This window comes from Marinifilum sp. JC120, from assembly GCA_004923195.1.
Lineage (GTDB): Bacteria > Desulfobacterota > Desulfovibrionia > Desulfovibrionales > Desulfovibrionaceae > Maridesulfovibrio.
The window spans coordinates 1-17,792 of record RDSB01000023.1; the positions used below are offsets into that span (position 1 = coordinate 1).

The window sequence follows — 17,792 nt, forward strand, 5'->3', positions numbered from 1 at the left end:
CTTGATACCGAATCGGTACTTGGTGCCTCAGAGCACGAATAAGAAAAGGAATATCAATAGTTACACCATTAGGTGAGGGACGACTACGGCCTAAAAAGACTTGAAGATAGATTTGACGGGGTGCTTGACATTGTGCCGCATAAGAAAAGGACTTACAGCACAAAAGCTGTAAGTCCTTGTATTATCTGGTACCGGGAGCGAGACTCGAACTCGCAAGGGCGTGAACCCGGCGGATTTTGAGTCCGTTTTTTGGTGTTTCACAACAAATCACACAATTTCATTTAAATTCACTTACTATTTATTTTAATTAAATTTTTAGTCAATTAAGCTTCACAAATTATCACTTAGGATCATTGTCCATACTCAAAAAAAGTTGTACAGGAGTTGTACAGAATTTGGAGGTAATGATGGCAACGAAACCCAAGTGGAACAAAACGAAGTACCCCGGAGTGCGTTACCGGGAACACGAAACCCGCAAGCACGGCATTCAGCCGGACAAATATTTTACCATCACCTACAAGTATAAAGGGAAGACCAAAACTGAGTCCATAGGCTGGGCCAGTCAGGGCGTTAAAGCCCAAGATGCTGCAAACGTTCTCAGTGAGCTTAAGGTCAACCAGACTCAGGGCAATTTTCCCCAGACGCTTAAGCAGAAAAAGGAAATGGCTGCCGCTGCACTCGAAGAGCAGGAAGCACGCGCGAGAGCCGAGAAAGACAAGGGTATCACCTTTGATGAAATCTGGGCTCAATTCTATCGACCGCAAGCGGAAGCCAACAAAGCAGCTAAATCATGGAAACGGGAAGAAAGCCTACATCGTATCTGGATTTCACCGGCAATTGGCGACTGCCCTTTTGCCAGCGTGTCAGCAACTGACCTTGAAAAGATCAAAACCAATATGTCTGAAAAGGGACGCAGCCCTCGATCCATACAGTATGCTCTTGCGACCGTGCGCCAAGTATATAATGTCGCCAAGAATCTGGATATTTTTAAAGGCGATAATCCGGTCAAGAAAATCAAGATGCCCAAAATGGACAATCGTCGGACACGTTTCCTGTCAGAAGATGAAGCAGACCAGCTCCTTGATGTGCTGCTGGAAAGAAATCCGCTGCTGCATAGTGTATCTTTGGTTTCCCTGTATTGCGGACTTAGAGCTGGCGAGATCATCGACCTTGAATGGAAGGATCTAAATTTTGCGGAAGATATGATCCTGATACGTGACGCCAAGAATGGATTCTCACGTCACGCGTTTATGACCAAGCAAGTAAAGAAAGAACTCCGAGAACTGCGCAAGCAAGTCGATCCTGACCAAAGGCCGGTCTTCAGTGCACAACGCGGTAAGAAACTCAATGAGGTCTCTAGACTTTTCAATGAAGCAGTTGACGAGCTGGGCTTAAATGTCGGCATCGACGACCGCAGGCAGAAAGTTGTTTTCCATACCCTGCGCCATACCTTCGCAAGCTGGTTGGTTCAACGAGGGACTCCACTTTACACCGTGGCAAAGCTCATGGGCCATTCCACTCTAGCTATGACTGAACGGTATGCCCATCTTGCACCAGATAATTTAAAAGCTGCGGTGGCTGTTTTAGAGAACTAGTGTCCTCGACACTTCTTGACAAAACGTTGCGCAGTGCGCAACATACTAATGAAGAACAATGATCAAAACATTTAAGCACAAAGGTCTGGAAAAATTTTATCGATCCGGTTCAACAGCCGGGATACAGGCCAAGCATTCCAAGCGACTCAGAATCCAGCTTTCAGTCATTGATACGGCTCAGGAAGCGGAAGACATTAACCTTCCCGGATTCAGGCTGCATAAACTCAAAGGAAGCCGTGCGGACCTCTGGTCCATAACCGTTAACGGCAATTGGCGGCTGACTTTTGAGTTCCGCGACGGGAATGCATACATTTTAAACTACGAGGATTACCACTAATGACTATGTATAATCCCCCACATCCCGGTGAGCTTATCAGCTCCGTATACATGGAAGAATACAATCTCAGCTGTCGCAAGCTGGCAATGATGCTCGGCGTGGCTCCCTCCACTCTCGCCCGTGTCCTGAACGCCAAGAGCGCGGTATCCCCAGAAATGGCCCTGCGCCTCTCAAAGGTTCTTGGACGTACCCCCGAAAGCTGGCTGGCTATGCAGGCCAATTATGACCTTGGCAAGGTACGCAGTCAGGTTGATTTGTCTGGGGTTACTCCTGTGGGGCGAGGGTGTTCGGTGGTTTAACTGCCCTTCTTAGAATTGCCGCCGAGTGGCCCGATAAAATCAATCATCTTCTCCCTATTAGCAATGGATGCGCATTCGATATACCATAGCTCGGCAATGACAAGGAATCGTCTTTTTATTTGGTCTCAGTCGGCCTAACTATAAAGGCCCCTCCTTCACCTGAAAGAGGGGCCTTTATAGTTAGGTTCTTCTCCTAATCACACCGGATGATTATTTCTTAAATCTGCTACAAGCGCAAACATTAACATCATCCATTCCATGCCGAAGGTCTGGGTCAGGTTAAATACATAACCAGAGCCTGATCCAGAGGCGGCGCTGGTGCCGAGTACGACCTGGTCAGTGATCTTTCCATCAACGCTATCGTCATCATGTTTACTGCCGTCTGCAAGAGCGAAGAAAACAGAGTAGGTGGTGCCGGAAGCAAAGGTATCACTGCGCCTATTGCTCCACCTACAGAAGTGGTGATCCAAAAATCACCGGAAGTGGGGCTTGCCGTAGCTCTGCTCTGACGATTGTATGTGAGGTTTACACGTAAATCCGCTGAACCTCACGCAAGCGCAGAACGGTTATTCAGCACCATTGCTGGAGCTAGACTTGCAAGAGTATCAAAGACATTCGGCAGAATTGCAGCTGAAATATTCAACAAAGAAGTGGACGATCCAAGACAAAGAGTCTGCTTTCATAGCCTTCGCCATACTTTTGCATCATGACACGTCCAACAAGGAACTGAGTTATACACCGTTAAGGAACTCATGGGGCACAATAGCTTTAAAACGATTCAACGCTACGCCCATCTTGCCCCGGATGGACCTAGGAAGGCTGTTAAAATTTTTGAAAATTAACTGACTATTCCGGCTCAACAATCATAGCCCGAATTTTTCCTTCAATCATACCATTTGCCCCGAAACGGTGAATAACCCGAAGTGCGGTCTCATTGACTATGGTTCCTTTGGAGGCCACACACATCCCTGTTATCGAGATCACATCCTGATCCAGAATCATGTCCAGGCGGATTTCAAGTGGACCGAACAACCCGGCAGTAGTTCCGGTGGCAATGGAGGAAGTTACCTGCCCCAGAGTTTCAAGGATACGGTGGTCATAAGCCGGTTCTGCTGTTTCCATCAGCAACAGGGCTGCTTCCGGTAAAGCTCCCTGTAAAATGTGCTGGTCATAATCAAGGGTACACCGCAAAATCTGCTGTGGACTGGGCGGTTTAGAAACGTCGCCGTCAAAGAGGATGCACTGGCCTGCCACCAGCTCGGCCACACGTCCCAGAAGCGGAATTTCCTGTACCAGATCTGCTCCCAGCGCAGGGTGATTTTTGAAAAATTCGACCTCCTCGCTGGACACATGCTTAGTGTTGCCTGCGTATAATGATTTCAGGCTTTTGCTAGTAATGCCAATACTTCCTAACTGGGACAGGCGCGCCGCCAGTTCAACAGGCCATACCGGGCTGACCCCGAGCTCTCTGGCTATCTTTCCGACCAGACGGGAACACCGCTCACTGCGACTGGCGGCAACAGGGTTGAGCCAGCCTATAATGTCCGTGAGCATTGCTACAGCCCCCTGGAGTGTCTTGCTCAGGACTTTTTCAGTGTCTTGCTGAGCCTGACGAAGATTCAGGTGGGTGGACACCCGGGCCTGAACTATGGCCGGATTTACAGGTTTGGTCAGATAATCCACCGCTCCAAGTTCTAGTCCCATAGCCTCATCCTGCACCTCGGTCAGGGAAGTGACAAAGATTACCGGGATTTTTTTTGTTGTAGCTGATTCTTTAAGTCTGCGGCAAACTTCGTATCCGTCCATTTCCGGCATCATAATGTCCAGCAGGATGATGTCCGGCTGGGGTGAGGTCCGGGCCAGTTTGAGAGCACTTGCCCCGGTTTGGGTTGCAAGGATAGTGTATTTATTATTGAGTGCCTCGACGAGAACCTGAATATTTTCCGGAGAATCATCTACAATAAGTACTCGCTTCTTGGTCATTTGCTTACCCACCTTGTTCTTGAACCGGGAACTTACAGCCGCCCATATTCTACTTAGTATGCCGCTCCTTGATGGACATAATTTCCTCTATGTTCTTGAAGAAAATTTCAATGAGTTCGGGATCAAAGTGTTTGCCTCGCTCTTTTAAAAGGAGATCGAAGGCCCTTTCCACTGGCCAGGGGACTTTGTATGGCCGTTCGGATGTCAAGGCGTCGAATACGTCAGCAATGGCTGCAATGCGCCCTTCAAGAGGGATATTCTTACGATATAAATTCCTTGGATAACCTGTCCCATCCCATTTTTCATGATGGGTCAAAGCGACACTTTTGGCTGTAGTCATGAGCTCGTTGTCATGGTCACCGATGATACTCCCTCCAATCAACGTATGAGTCTTCATTATCTCCCATTCTTCAGGGTTTAGCTTTCCCGGTTTGGAAAGAATATTATCAGGGATACCGATCTTGCCGACATCATGCATAGGGGCCGCATTCAGCAAGATGTCCGCTTCGCGGTCACTGAGCCCTGCCCCTTTACCTATTGTGCGGCAGTATTTGCTCATGCGGATAATATGAAGACCGGTTTCATTGTCTCTATATTCTGCTGCTATTCCAAGACGACGGACAATTTCCAGCCGGGTTGAATACAAATCCTTAGTCCGCTCAGCCACCTGATGCTCCAAAGCAATGTTCTGATTGTGCAAGGCTAAATGCGTCCTGACCCGCGCTTTCACAATGGCAGGATTAATTGGCTTGGTGATGTAATCAACAGCCCCCAGCTCAAAACCGAGAGTCTCATCATCTTCTGCATCCCTTGTAGTGACAAAGATGACAGGAATGCAGCGACTTTTCATACTGGACTTCATCCTGCGACAGACTTCAAAACCGTCCATCCCGGGCATCATAATATCAAGCAGAACGATATCCGGCGGATCCGCTGATTCTATGACTTCCAAGGCATCATCTCCATTGAGAGCAACCTTCACCTTGTACTCATCTTTAAGTATTTCTAGAAGGATCTCAATATTGGTAGCAATATCATCTACCACCAGAACAGTTTGTACTGGTTGCTCCGCCACTTTTACCTCCCGACTTATCACAGTGAAAAAACGGCTACTTTTTAAAAAAATAAAGAACAGCAAAGGAAAGGCTTACTTTTTGGATACCTTAGAATGTAACTGGCCGACGATCTAGCTGCGAGAGTATACCTAAACCCTATTTTATGATAACTAACATAAGACATCTCTTCGGCAGGTTCAATACATTTGAGGTTTGTGGATATGCAAAACATGAATAAGTGGCCAAATATTGCAATTCGAAGCTTTTTGACAACGACAATCATCCTTGCTCTTCTGGCAGGAATCGGTTGCTATTTCATGTATCGTCAGGAAGCTGATTCACTAAAAAAAGTGATTTCAATCAATGCAAAAATGCACAACAAATTGCTGGCGCAGAAGGTCAGCCTAGACTTAAAAAGCCTGTTCAACGATATTCAACTGGCAACCAATCACATTGAGGTACAGCGGTTCTTACGCAATAATGCCCCCCTAGCACGCACTGACGTGGAGTCGGAGTTCATATCCTTATGCCAAGTCCGCAAGGTCTATGATCAGGTCAGGATTCTTTGCAATACCGGAATGGAATTGATTCGGGTCAATAATAACAACGGACAACCTGCGGCAGTTCCTCTCGACAAACTTCAAGACAAGGGAAATCGCTACTACTTCAAAGAGTCTTTGAATTTAAAACCCGGCGAAGTATACGTCTCACCATTTGATCTCAATATTGAAAACAAAAAAATTGAGCAGCCTCTCAAACCAATGATCAGGATATCCATGCCTGTATATGACAAAGCCGAACGGAGGATAGGCCTAGTCGTACTTAATTATCTCGGACAACAAATTATCGATGGCATTCTCGATAATATTGAGGGGCCCAACAATCATTCGATGTTATCAATGCTCTTGAACAGTGACGGGTATTGGCTTCTTTCTCCAGACAGGACTCAAGAATGGGCCTTCATGTACCCTGACCGGAAAGAAATTAATTTCAGAACCGTAAATCCAGAAGCCTGGAAACAAATTTCCTCATCTCCTGACGGACAGTTCTCCTCTACTGACGGTCTCTATACATACTCAACAATTGTCGTCTCTCCTGAAGTGGGGAAGAGAGAGTTAAACGGTAATGTCCGCAGGTGGAAAATAGTTTGTCTGACTCCGGAGTCGACCATCAACGCTATGCATTCACGTGTGTCTTCTCGCTACGCTATTGTATATTGCGGCATTATCCTGCTCATACTTTTTGGAGCGCTGACCAGGGCCAGATTTGTAACGGCGCGGGTTCTCGGACAAAAAAAGTTAGAAATAGCCAAGCTGGCAGCAGAAGATGCCAACCGGGCTAAAAGTGATTTTCTGGCCCGGATGAGCCATGAAATCCGCACCCCGATGAATGCAATAATCGGTTTGACTCATTTGGCTCTAAAAACCGCATTGTCTCCCAAGCAGCATGACTATCTAACAAAGGTCGATATGTCCGCGAAATCGTTGCTTGGAATAATTAATGACATACTTGATTTTTCAAAAATAGAGGCAGACAGGCTGGAAATGGAAAAGGTCGATTTCCTTCTGGATGACGTGTTTAACGACATACTCAACATACTCGGCCTCCAAGCTGAGCAAAAAGGTCTTGAACTTCTGTTAATGGTCAGAAGTACAGTACCTAATCTGCTTGTTGGGGATCGGCTTCGTCTTGGGCAGGTGCTCTTGAACCTGGCAGGGAATGCCATAAAATTCACCGAGTCTGGTGAAATTATTATTTCGGCTGAGCTTGTCGAAGAATCCGGTAGCATCGCAAAGATCCGATTCTCAATTAAGGACTCCGGTATCGGCATTAGCCCGGAACAGTCATCCAAGCTCTTTCAACCGTTTTCTCAGGCCGATGACTCTATCTCCAGGCGGTTTGGAGGTACCGGACTTGGACTGACTATCAGTAAGCGTTTGGTAGAGTTGATGGGGGGAACCATGGAGCTAAAAAGTGAAATGGGCAAAGGGAGTGAGTTCTTTTTTGTCATCCCATTCGGACTACAGAGCAGACATATCCAAGAGCATTATATCTACCCCGAAGATGTCAGAGGGATGCGCGTTCTTGTTGTGGACGACAGCAAGATGTTACGGACAGTTCTTGATAAAGTTTTACAGTCATTTACATTTGATGTGGTGACTGCGGAAAATGGAAAACAGGCACTGAGCCTATTGCATGAACACGACAAATCCAAACCCTTCAAACTGGTGGTCACTGATTGGAGAATGCCGGATATCGATGGCATTGAACTGGTCCAAAAAATTAAGGGGGGCGGTCTTCTTGAAAATATTCCCAAAATTATCATGCTTACTGCGTACGGGCATAATGAAATCCGTCATCGGGCGGAACAGATTGATCTTGATGGATTCATGCTCAAGCCGTTCAACCGCTCACTCCTGTTTGACACCATCATGGGTGCTTTTGCTCATGATGACTACCGGGTAAGAGAAACTCTTCAGGAAAATATTCGAAATGGAATCCCGGCAAATGTGGCCGGATCACACATCCTGCTGGCCGAGGACAACAAGATTAATCAACAGGTAGCACGGGAAATACTTGAAGGAGCTGACGTGACTGTCTCAATAGCCAATGACGGACAGGAGGCGGCGGAGATGGTCAGAACCAACACATACGATGCCGTGTTGATGGATATCCAGATGCCGATCATGAATGGTTTCCAAGCAGTGAAAAGCATTCGGTCTGATGAAAATCTGCAATCCCTCCCTATTATAGCCATGACGGCACACGCCCTGGTCGGAGACAGAGAGAAAAGCCTTCTGGCGGGCATGAACGACCACGTCACGAAGCCCATTGATCCCGACCTACTCATGGAAGTACTTACCAAATGGCTACCGGATGAGCCTAAAACTAAATATGTACAACCATCTCCTATGGTTAAAGGAGAGAATATTCCTGCTATTTTTACAAATTTACCAGGGATCAATGCAAAATTGGCCATAGCAAGAGTCAGAGGTAATCTTGCGCTTTATGAAAAGCTCCTCGTTAACTTTGCGCATGATTGCAATGAGGTGCACTCAAATCTTTTCTCTATGATTTCCGAAAAAAAATATGAAGAAGCGCGCCCTTTAGCTCACACTATGAAAGGAGTTTCGGGAAATATCGGGGCCGAAACGATGTACCTGGCTTTTCATGAAATTGAGACTGCTTTGAAGAACGGCTCTGACACCGCGTTAACTTTACTAAAAAATATGGAGCCGGAAAGAAAACGTATAGCTGAAGCAATTATCAAAGCATTTCCTGACACTGAAAAGGATGAATGTGTCAGTGATGGTAACGCTGAAAGCAAAAACATTCTGTTTCAGGAAGCTCTGAAGATCCTGCCGCAAATAAGGGAAATGTCGGACCTTCTGGAGAAACACGATGTCGAAGCCAGAGATGTTTATCGATCCATCGAATCTGAATTAACTCATGCTGCTCCAAAGTTTGCAAAAGAACTCGGTTTTATGCTTGGTAAATTCGATTTCACTCGCGGGCGTACAAAGGTTGAGCAATTTATATCTGAATGTGAGCAGAAGGAGGGAGAAAATGGATAAGGCCCGAATTTTAGTTGTCGATGACACTCCAGCCAATTTGGATATTCTGAGTGAGCTATTGAGTCCTAAATATCGTGTCTACGCAGCTATCAATGGGGAAGACGCCCTGCGGATGGCTTTATCCGATGCCCCCCCCGATCTTGTATTGCTGGATATCATGATGCCGGGAATAGATGGATATCAGGTATGCACAATGATGAAGGCCGATGAGCGAACTCGTCAGATTCCAATAATATTTGTAACGGCCATGGATGAGATTGAAAATGAAGAAAAAGGCTTGAACCTGGGAGCTGTGGACTACATCACCAAACCTTTCACCCCCTCAATTGTTATGGCAAGGGTAAAGACTCATCTCTCATTATACAACCAGACAAGATTATTACAAAATTTGATCAGTGAACGGACCATAGAACTTGAAAAAGCTAAAGATGAAGCAGAGTCAGCTAATCGAGCCAAAAGTAGCTTTCTTGCTAATATGAGCCATGAACTTAGGACACCACTCAACGCGATCATGGGAATGGCCCAACTCCTCTTGGGAAGTCCCTTCAGTAAAGATCAGAAGGAGTTCCTGGAGGATACGTTGAAATCTTCTTCCCGGATGTTGACCATGGTCAACGATCTACTGGAATTATCCCGCGTGGAAGCCGAAAGAATCCTTCTTTGTCCCAGTCAATTCAAAATAAGGGAAAGCATTGATCAGGTTCTTTATCTCTATCGGGATCAGGCAAATCAAAAGGGACTTACTTTTACAAGCTCGTTTGAAGCAACTATTCCAGATTTTCTGTATGCTGATATTGGTCGTATTCGCCAAGTATTTATGAACCTGTTAAATAATGCACTTCGTTTCACGAATAGCGGCTTCATAGATGTAGCAGTCAAATTTTGGGGAGAAAATGAGGCAATGCTCAGTGAGCCAGCTACGGTCATTTTCTGTTTCAGCGTCAAGGACAGCGGTATCGGTATCTCCGAGGAAAAACTGACCTACATCTTCGAGCCTTTTTCCATCGGAGAAAACTTTATGACCAAGGTCTACAGCGGCGCAGGACTTGGTCTTTCTATCTCAAAACATCTCGTCGAGCTTATGGGAGGACACATCTGGTTGGAAAGTCAAGAAGGTGTCGGTACTACTGTCAACTTCACCGTTCCATGCAGGTTGTGCACAGTTGACGAGGAGGACTGAGCAAGTCACGCGGGACATAAATTGTCCCCCAGACCGTGCGCGCTTAGAAAGTTACCAAGGCCCTTAGTACAACCCACCATGCATAGTCACAGTATATAAAACATCTGAAAGCAAATAACTTATTAGGCGTAGATCAATTCGGAACTAATACAGACACCCCCCTCCAACAATGCTACCTGTTAATTTTAATGCGCTTTAACTTCCTTTTTTGGTTACGCTTCACCACTAAAGTTGCAAACGATCGGATAACGCCTCCAACTCGCTCAAAACACCTTCCAACCCGCTCAGCAAATCACGGCAACCTTGAACCTCCTGTTCCAGCTCGGAAATCCTCTGCCCTTGTTTGGCTATTTTGCGGTCCGGATCTTTCAGCTTTCTTCTTGCTCTTCTCTTAAACGGCTGGCGGGCCCCTATTTGTTTTGGCTATTTTCAACTTTATCCCTTTGGGGGAGCGTTGATGCCCCATTTCGTAAATTTGCATTCTTTCTTCTTCTGAATTGCTATTTGCGGCTGATGCTTGTTGGCTCCTGATGCTGATAGCTTAAGTTTAGCCTTACTTTTGTCACTGAACTGGATAGCCTTTTCGTACGTATAATTGCATTTTTGCTAGCTCCCTCTTCAGCCGCTCATCCATGTCGTTGAAAGCTTCAAATAAAATGATCGTACACTCGATGGATTTCTTACCGATAGTTTCCATGGCGAGCATAGTAAAACCGTCACGGGTCATGTTGCAGGACGACTCCTTTATTTTTTCTCCATTCGGCTTTTCAACCTCAATTGATGCGGACGCAAAATTGCGCTCGTTAAATTCATCAGGAACTTCAAGGCAGCGGATAGCTTGCAGGACGCTCTTATGCTCCAGTTGAAACAACTCAGCCACGACTAAAGAGGAAACCATTGGCCTACCGTTTTCGATTATCAATTTGCTAAAGACAGATAACTCATTGTTTTTACCCACTTTTCTATTCATATTTTCACTCTACATTGTTTACAGTTAATACAATCGCAAAATTCAGGAATTCTGAATTTCACCAGCAATTTTCGTTGAACCGAAGGTGAATAAGTCCATCTCAGCCCCGAGGCTGTGCAGGGCGTAAGGTCAACCGCTTTGAAAAAGTGGGCCCACCTTACCTGTCCTGCCTTCGGACTCTGGGAGATTATGCTTTATTTTAGGTTATTCTGGTGAGATTTAAGGAGAATCTTCAATAATAACCGATAATAATCAAAAATCTCCTATCATAACTGATCGTATCCAAAAATCTCCTATAATCTAGGTGTGTAAGCTTCAGCTCAGATAGATTTGAAACAGCGACGAAATTGCCATTACCCATCACCTCCTTATATTTTTGATAGGCCGCGTTGTTTGAGTCATTTTTTCTTTTTCAGCGCGAATTTCGCGAACTTTGCGAATTTACTAATTCAATATGAAGTGTGCGAATTTTGCGAACTTACTCGCAACGCACTTTGAATAAATTCGCAAAATTAGCTTTTTTCGCATAAATAAAATATTTTTCGTGGTCGCCCTCCTCCTTGCGGCTTCACTTCTTCGATTCGAATATTTTTGCTGGCAAGGAGGTTATTCAGGGCCACGGTCATCTTTCGTTTTGAGATGTGGTTTCCGAAAAATTTATACAGACCGGAAGTATCCAGCTTTCCACCGGACTCCTCCAAAGCTTCCATAATCTTCTGACAAGTCGAATCACTCTCCAATCCGGCAAAAATGAATCGCGCTGACTGTTCGCAATAATCCCAGAGAGCAAGAGCCGCTTTCAAATGAGGGAGCCGAACGCAGTCACTTCCATCAAGCAAGGCGTAAATCAACGCAATGCGCCGGACATAAGCTTCAGAGCGGTTAAGCACTGAACCAAGCAAATCAGCACGCTCTTTCGCCAACAGCGGATAGATGTTTCCCCATTCCTTTTTGGCTTCAGGATCAAAATCCATCTGAGAACATGCTTTCGATGACTCCAGCAATAAGTGAAGCTTCTTTTGAAACGCTCTCACCTGCTGACTATCCAAAGGTTCCGGGAAGGGGATCAATTTTGTTCTACGGACGCAGAGCCATAGGAAACGGTTTGCAAAGCCGTTGAAGATCTCAACCCGATCAAGTCGGGCGTGCAGCTCTTGCAAAGTAATGTGGGTAGTAATGGCAACGTGGGGATTTGTTGCCACCAACCTGCTTGTTTTGGTCAGCGGCTCGATGATTCCGCCATCAAACAGGGTACGGACAATGGTTGAAAGAGTATTGCCTTCCCGCTTTGTACAAGCCAGAGCCCCTGCAAATTCCTGATCAAGGATAAAAAGACGTTTGTCTTCAACTCCGGGGTCCATAGTAATCTGCTCACCAACTCCGGTGCTTTTATCCACGTGATATTTCAGTTCCGGATCACGTATGGCATGTATCAGCCCTTCGCCACTGGAAAGCGGTCCTTGGGATGTCTGCGCCGAAATCCATTCCTTTTCATTGAAAGCGAACAATTCCCGGATAGGAATGGATGAAGTGCCTTTACGCGCTTTCGAACTCTGGCCGACAAGCACGGCATTTATCCGGCTATACTGCTTCTCTCCGGCAAACATGTGCGGAGACTGCCCGACTTCAACACCAAAACGACATAAAAAAGTCGCGAGAACAGCAATTGGATCGGCTTCAGACTTCTCCACCGCAAATTCTGCAAATTCCCCGGCAAAACCGTAAAAAACCGCTTTGTCCGGGATCGGCCACGCCGAGGTGGTTAGCCCTGAATACGGATTGCTTTCTTCAACAACCTTCTTTCCGGCCTGTACTCCGCTCTGAAGAGTCTGTTGAACTTCCTTTGGTCCCAGACCTGTTTGCAAAGCAGCTTTAGCAATAGCTTCAACGTTCCCGCCATCCGCCTTACCAGACGCAAGATCCTTCCCGACTTGAAAAGCGACCTTGTTTAAAGAATCGTTACGGGTTCCTTTCTCAGCCTTCAGTAGGGATTGGACATATGCAGGTTGGTTTGTCTGTGAGTCGGACGCTAAGCCATTAAGAATAAGCTCGACCAGCCAAGCAGGAGCTTCAGCGGGGGAACATTCGGTTATCCATTGGTAAGAATCACCCGAAGCATGAACCGATGGCGGCAGGATAATATAACCGCCAGTTCCACGGATATCGAGACCCTTGCCGATCTTGCTGGCAGAGTTACGTATCTCAACATCAGCAGGCTGTATGAAGAATAGATGCCGTCCGCCGCTCCCAGTTCGCTGGGTCAGTGTTTCGGGTAATGGAGAGTTCTGGCTTTCAAGCAAAGCAAGCGACTCTTCCCCGTGCGGAGGATCAATATCCAGAACAAAACTGTTCGCTCCGGTCGGGCTGCCTATATTTGCCTGTGGAAATTGCTGCCACCATTGGGTGATTTGATTCAGGTCGGTAGTCGCGCTTTTAAATCCACCGGAAACGCAAGGCCGTTTTCCTGAGCATGGAAAGACGGGGAGTCCCTGCTTTGCATAGAATAAAGCAGCATCGGCAAGCGTCATAGTTGATACGGATGAAAGGGAGACCATTAAGCCTACCCCTGCAACCAGTTTTCAAGCCATGAAATCAGATCTTCACGAAGATACGCGACTCGTCTGCCGCTTTTGATGCTTTTCGGACCTCGCCCTTGAGAATCCAGATTGGCAAGGTATCCGCTTGAAATCAGCCCGCCGAGGTAAAGCTTTACATCCTTACGGGCAATGATCGGGGGAAGTGTTTTGTGCAGGATCGTCAGATCAGCACCGGAAGACTCATTTGATTCTTTGATTGGCATAAGTGTTAACCTCCAAACATTTGTTAAGATGAGTGAAGGTTAGCACTGGCGGGATGGCTGTGCGGAAAACTGGGAGAGTTTGTTACCCTGCGTTAAATGCCGTTAATCAACGCTATTCACACCGTTGGGATTATTTGGGAGATTTTTCTTGTATCTGGATAGGTAATTTTCAAATGATTTGTACACGATTCTTACAGCCTCTTCATGATCCAAATACTCACGCCAAAGTCTGGGAGTCAGGGGGCCACTAGAATAGAAAAGCTTTTCATCATGAAGGACAACTTGAAAATCATCAAAACATACCGGTTTTTCGGAAGAGGATTTATCTTTAATAATATTCCAAAGGCTACGGGCAGACATTTTGCGGTTAACTCCAAGAGAGTCGCAAAGCATAGCGAACCATTCAATATTTTGCTCAACCGTTTTCGCCGGAGCCGTATCATCATTTTCTTCCTTAGAACGGGGAAAAGTTTCAACCGCCCAGTTGTAAAAATCGTCAACAGTAACTGACAATTCATGCAGGGATGATCTTGAAATCCTTTTGTCTTCGTTGAGGTCATCCAGAAGGTCGTTTGATATGGCTATGATTTTGAGAAGCTGTTGGATCGGTAAATAATTTCCATCTTCTTTAAGTATGCCCGGGGATGGGACAGAAACATGGCTTAAATCGATATCAGCAAGATTTGTATAAGCAACGATTGGAGAAGCTTTAAGCATCTGCTCAACTATCTTCATAGGGAACAGAAAAAGGCTTCCGTGTGCTCTGTCTTCGAGCAGGGATAGGGATAATTTCAAATGCCTATTTTCACGCGAGAATGACCTCACGTGTTTGAGCATGTCTTCTGCGTATATGGTTAGGTGGGTTGGCCTTTTGTGCCAGTGGTATTCAAGTGTCATAGATTTTATCCATTCGGTGTCCTTATTGGAGAGCAGAATCAAGAGCTTCAATCATACTAACAATTTTAATTACAGTGCTACGATCAAATTCAGCTCGATCTGCTTCATCATGCGTCCCCTTATTCAAATACCTCCATTCACGAGAATTACCATTCATATCTAATAAAGTATCGAGAGGCGTGAGTACGTTTAATTTATTGCTATCCCCGAAATTGCCCTTAGCAATTTTAGATCTAAGCTGTTCAGCGAGATTACGCAGTTCGATTGGAGATGCTGCGGATCGCATTTTTATAGATAGATTTCCATCGCCATAATCATTCACATATTTCCAGATCTTATACTTGGTAAGCGATTCAAGGGCCTGCCTTGATTTAGCTAAAGCATTGCGTATTTCTCCCCGATCGAGGCTATCAATCGCAGCAACGACGTAATTACGCGGCCTACAGTGAAAATCAACTCGAATATGCTGTTCTCCAAGTCTAGGTAAAAAAGAAAATAGCTTTGCCTGAGAAACAATTTTTCGTGGCAGTAGATTCTGAATATCTTTAAAAAATTCATCGCCATGACATGCTAAAATAATTTGTTTTTCACTAAAAAAATCATCTTCAAAAAGAGTTCTTCTAATTGCCTCCTTGTGGTCATCATCAATGGCATTCACCGGATCATCAAAAATTAGAAGAGGACAATTTTCTTTTAAATTTTTAGCCATTAAAATAGCAAGTCCAAGGCACCTTATATGTCCTTCACTTAACACATGTAAGGCATCAAAGCGTTTTAATGGATCATTCTCAAATGAAATTTCTAGGCGTTGGTTTTGGGCCAGCGGCAAATACACTTCTGCCAATCGTTCATTTGCTGCATCATTGCGGTTAAACGCATTGTACAAAGAAACTACTGTCTCTCCCAATTTGGCAACCAATTGAATTGGCAATGTATTTTTATACGCATTCAATCTAGCCACAAGATCAGCGTAACTACTTACAATAGAAATATTTCTTTGAACAGCAGCATGTTCATTTTTTACATCCAATATTAGCTGTGCATTTTCAGCATTAAAATTTTCTATTGTTTTTTTTGATTCCGCAATGGCTTTACTAGCAACATCACGCTCCGTGTTAATCCTAACTATCTGATGATTAAAACTGCGTAGTCTTTTTAATTGCAATTGCTTGTCAGATCGATCTTGAAGAACTTGGCCTATTGCTTTGTCAGCTGTTTCAATTTTTTTAACTTGTGATTCTAAGTGCTGCCATGGACTATAACCATCACTAAGAATTTTATTTAATGAATTCCACCATTCTAATGACACTTGAGAATTAGGACCTAACTGATAAGTATAAATCACATTTTCAGAAAAAAATGTACAACAAGTACTTATGATATGTGAAACACCGTTCAAAGAAGCATTTATCTCATGCTTTAACTTTTCTACAAGGTCTTGCTCTTGTGCTAAATGCTGCAAATTCTCAAGTTCGCTACTTGCATGGGTATACGGGTTAACGACAGTATGATTAAGTGGTGTCTTGCACGCAGGGCAGACACCTGCGTTACTCTGTTGGATTTGTTGAACAGCTTCATATAAATTTTTAAAAGAGACCTGTTCGCTTGCAGCTTGAAGTATCTGCTGCTTTGCTGCCAAATCAGATAAATTAGCTCTAATCGAATTTCCTAAACTTTGCAGCGTTGATAAAGATAATCCCATTTGGGGATTAACTGGTTGGGCCAACTCATTCTCTAGGAGATTTATTGCTCCAAGATTTTCCCCCTCACCATTTATCTCTATTCCCATCTGGCTAAAAGTTAGGCCTTCCCGAAATTGATTGGCTAAATTTTGTTCTTCTCCTACAAGCCTTTTCAACGCTTCTTCGGCTTCTTTCTTTTGTGCTATCGCCCCCGCTAAAGACTGCTGCTTCGTGCTCAATTCTTTTGATTTTAATCCTTCGACATCAATATGATTATTACTCATCTCTGCGCTAAAATTGCGGACAAACGAATTGAAAGCATCCATCCCAAACAACGTAGAAATCAATTCTCCTTGTTTCGCTGGGACCTGAGCTGCGATGCGTGAAAAATTATCTATGCGGTTCTTTTCAACGAAACAAAAACGGTACAAAGGCTCATTGGCAACAATTATAGCATCGTTGTCCCCAATAATTTCTGGAGCTTCAAAATTATTGGTATAAGCATTTTTCAAATATTTATTTTGATCACGGAATCTCTTGTTATCAGCTTCAGCTACATTCCCTAAAAGTCCATATTCAAGTGCTTCGCAGAAGCTAGATTTTCCTGTTCCGTTTGGCCCATACATGAGGACAATTTTATCCGAAAGATCAAATTCCTCAGTTTGGGCAAATCCACGAAATGGACCTACAGAAATTTTCTTTAACGCACATGTGGAGCTGTTCTGTGTTTTAGATTGAACAGGGCTTATATGAATTTGGCTGCTAAGTCCGTCCCAATTCAACTGTGCCAGCTCAACAATTTTTTTTACGCGCTGCCCACGAGCCGTCGAGAGAGGAATCAAAGTCTCTAAATTTGACAGTACGAGGTTAGCTATTTTGCGAACATCCTCAGAAACAGAATTATCGGTAAGGGTTTGCATGAATCGTTGATATTCAGCACGGATCATATAAAATTCCTTCGTTAGCTCACTAAGCGACACATTTATTCAGCACATAAATATGTAACTCCCAATCAAGCTCGCTTGTCAAGGTGAGCTATCCCTATTTCCCTTAAGCAAATAAATAACGTTTTTTACCCCTCCACCCCTCAAAAAAGTTGTACAGGAGTTGTACAAAACACCAGACACAAAAAAAGGACTTACAACCATAAAGCTGTAAGTCCTTGTATTATCTGGTACCGGGAGCGAGACTCGAACTCGCAAGGCATTGCTACCGGCGGATTTTGAGTACTGAATTCAACTGTTTAACCGGATTTAACCCAGCCATAAAGTCTTTATTTAAAAGGACTTACTTCTTTAATTGAGCTTGTTTGATTTCCCCATAATTTACTGTATTCTGGCCTCCTTTATGGGGAATAGTATGGGGAATACAGCTTCCCCACCCTGCGTATCTAAGTACGTGGTGAACAGATATTGCTCC

Annotated in this window: 14 protein-coding genes; 6 read left to right on the forward strand and 8 right to left on the reverse strand. The window is 44.7% G+C overall.

Annotation, left to right across the window (positions count from 1 at the left end):
• Positions 1-404: 404 nt before the first annotated feature.
• Genes D0S45_17905 through higA form a run of 3 tightly spaced genes read left to right on the forward strand, consistent with a single transcriptional unit; the run spans position 405 to position 2,231 of the window.
• Positions 405-1,595 carry a site-specific integrase gene (locus tag D0S45_17905; GenBank protein ID TIH12433.1) on the forward strand — a complete coding sequence of 397 codons (1,191 nt, stop codon included), beginning with the start codon at positions 405-407 and terminating at the stop codon, positions 1,593-1,595.
• A gap of 58 nt (positions 1,596-1,653) precedes the next feature.
• Positions 1,654-1,932, forward strand: a complete 279-nt coding sequence (locus D0S45_17910) for a Killer protein (GenBank protein ID TIH12434.1) — start codon at positions 1,654-1,656, stop codon at positions 1,930-1,932.
• Positions 1,932-2,231: an addiction module antidote protein, HigA family gene (higA, locus tag D0S45_17915; GenBank protein ID TIH12435.1), complete on the forward strand. Its 300-nt coding sequence runs from the start codon at positions 1,932-1,934 to the stop codon at positions 2,229-2,231. The genes D0S45_17910 and higA overlap by 1 nt, the downstream gene beginning before the upstream one ends.
• Positions 2,232-2,428: 197 nt before the next feature.
• Here higA and D0S45_17920 read toward each other — a convergent pair whose 3' ends face one another.
• Positions 2,429-2,701, reverse strand: a complete 273-nt coding sequence (locus D0S45_17920) for a hypothetical protein (GenBank protein ID TIH12436.1) — start codon at positions 2,699-2,701, stop codon at positions 2,429-2,431.
• Between the two features lie 124 nt (positions 2,702-2,825).
• Here D0S45_17920 and D0S45_17925 point away from each other — a divergent pair, with 124 nt between their 5' ends.
• Entirely contained in the window at positions 2,826-3,077 is a 252-nt protein-coding gene (locus D0S45_17925; protein TIH12437.1) for a hypothetical protein, read from the forward strand.
• Here D0S45_17925 and D0S45_17930 read toward each other — a convergent pair whose 3' ends face one another.
• A complete protein-coding gene (locus D0S45_17930; protein ID TIH12438.1) occupies positions 3,078-4,214 on the reverse strand; it encodes a response regulator in 1,137 nt (378 codons plus the stop codon).
• Positions 4,215-4,263: 49 nt separating this feature from the next.
• Positions 4,264-5,289 (reverse strand): response regulator, encoded by a 1,026-nt coding sequence (locus tag D0S45_17935; protein ID TIH12439.1) that lies wholly within the window; start codon positions 5,287-5,289, stop codon positions 4,264-4,266.
• Between the two features lie 201 nt (positions 5,290-5,490).
• Between D0S45_17935 and D0S45_17940 the strand changes: the two genes are divergently transcribed.
• Together D0S45_17940 and D0S45_17945 are read left to right on the forward strand one after the other, a co-directional pair.
• On the forward strand, positions 5,491-8,844 hold the full coding sequence (locus D0S45_17940) for a hybrid sensor histidine kinase/response regulator (GenBank protein ID TIH12440.1): 3,354 nt from the start codon (positions 5,491-5,493) through the stop codon (positions 8,842-8,844).
• Positions 8,720-10,024 (forward strand): response regulator, encoded by a 1,305-nt coding sequence (locus D0S45_17945; protein ID TIH12441.1) that lies wholly within the window; start codon positions 8,720-8,722, stop codon positions 10,022-10,024. The genes D0S45_17940 and D0S45_17945 overlap by 125 nt, the downstream gene beginning before the upstream one ends.
• A gap of 562 nt (positions 10,025-10,586) precedes the next feature.
• Here D0S45_17945 and D0S45_17950 read toward each other — a convergent pair.
• The 5 genes from D0S45_17950 to D0S45_17970 all read right to left on the reverse strand — a co-directional run bounded on the left by D0S45_17950 (position 10,587) and on the right by D0S45_17970 (position 17,320).
• The gene (locus tag D0S45_17950) at positions 10,587-10,994 is read right to left on the reverse strand and encodes a hypothetical protein (protein TIH12442.1); all 408 of its coding nucleotides are present in this window, start codon (positions 10,992-10,994) and stop codon (positions 10,587-10,589) included.
• A 512-nt stretch (positions 10,995-11,506) separates the two neighbouring features.
• The gene (locus D0S45_17955) at positions 11,507-13,549 is read right to left on the reverse strand and encodes a DUF3987 domain-containing protein (protein TIH12443.1); all 2,043 of its coding nucleotides are present in this window, start codon (positions 13,547-13,549) and stop codon (positions 11,507-11,509) included.
• A gap of 5 nt (positions 13,550-13,554) precedes the next feature.
• A complete protein-coding gene (locus D0S45_17960) occupies positions 13,555-13,794 on the reverse strand; it encodes a hypothetical protein (protein TIH12444.1) in 240 nt (79 codons plus the stop codon).
• 102 nt (positions 13,795-13,896) lie between these two features.
• On the reverse strand, positions 13,897-14,529 hold the full coding sequence (locus D0S45_17965; protein TIH12445.1) for a hypothetical protein: 633 nt from the start codon (positions 14,527-14,529) through the stop codon (positions 13,897-13,899).
• A gap of 184 nt (positions 14,530-14,713) precedes the next feature.
• The gene (locus D0S45_17970; GenBank protein ID TIH12446.1) at positions 14,714-17,320 is read right to left on the reverse strand and encodes a chromosome segregation protein SMC; all 2,607 of its coding nucleotides are present in this window, start codon (positions 17,318-17,320) and stop codon (positions 14,714-14,716) included.
• Positions 17,321-17,792: the final 472 nt, after the last annotated feature.

Coding starts and splice junctions, on each gene's coding strand:
- D0S45_17905 (TIH12433.1), top strand. CDS start 405: ATGATGGCAACGAAACCCAAGTGGAACAAAACGAAGTACCCCGGAGTG.
- D0S45_17945 (TIH12441.1), top strand. CDS start 8,720: ATGCTGCTCCAAAGTTTGCAAAAGAACTCGGTTTTATGCTTGGTAAAT.
- D0S45_17970 (TIH12446.1), bottom strand. CDS start 17,320: ATGATCCGTGCTGAATATCAACGATTCATGCAAACCCTTACCGATAAT.
- higA (TIH12435.1), top strand. CDS start 1,932: ATGACTATGTATAATCCCCCACATCCCGGTGAGCTTATCAGCTCCGTA.
- D0S45_17910 (TIH12434.1), top strand. CDS start 1,654: ATGATCAAAACATTTAAGCACAAAGGTCTGGAAAAATTTTATCGATCC.
- D0S45_17960 (TIH12444.1), bottom strand. CDS start 13,794: ATGCCAATCAAAGAATCAAATGAGTCTTCCGGTGCTGATCTGACGATC.
- D0S45_17930 (TIH12438.1), bottom strand. CDS start 4,214: ATGACCAAGAAGCGAGTACTTATTGTAGATGATTCTCCGGAAAATATT.
- D0S45_17940 (TIH12440.1), top strand. CDS start 5,491: ATGCAAAACATGAATAAGTGGCCAAATATTGCAATTCGAAGCTTTTTG.
- D0S45_17965 (TIH12445.1), bottom strand. CDS start 14,529: ATGAAGATAGTTGAGCAGATGCTTAAAGCTTCTCCAATCGTTGCTTAT.
- D0S45_17955 (TIH12443.1), bottom strand. CDS start 13,549: ATGGTCTCCCTTTCATCCGTATCAACTATGACGCTTGCCGATGCTGCT.
- D0S45_17950 (TIH12442.1), bottom strand. CDS start 10,994: ATGAATAGAAAAGTGGGTAAAAACAATGAGTTATCTGTCTTTAGCAAA.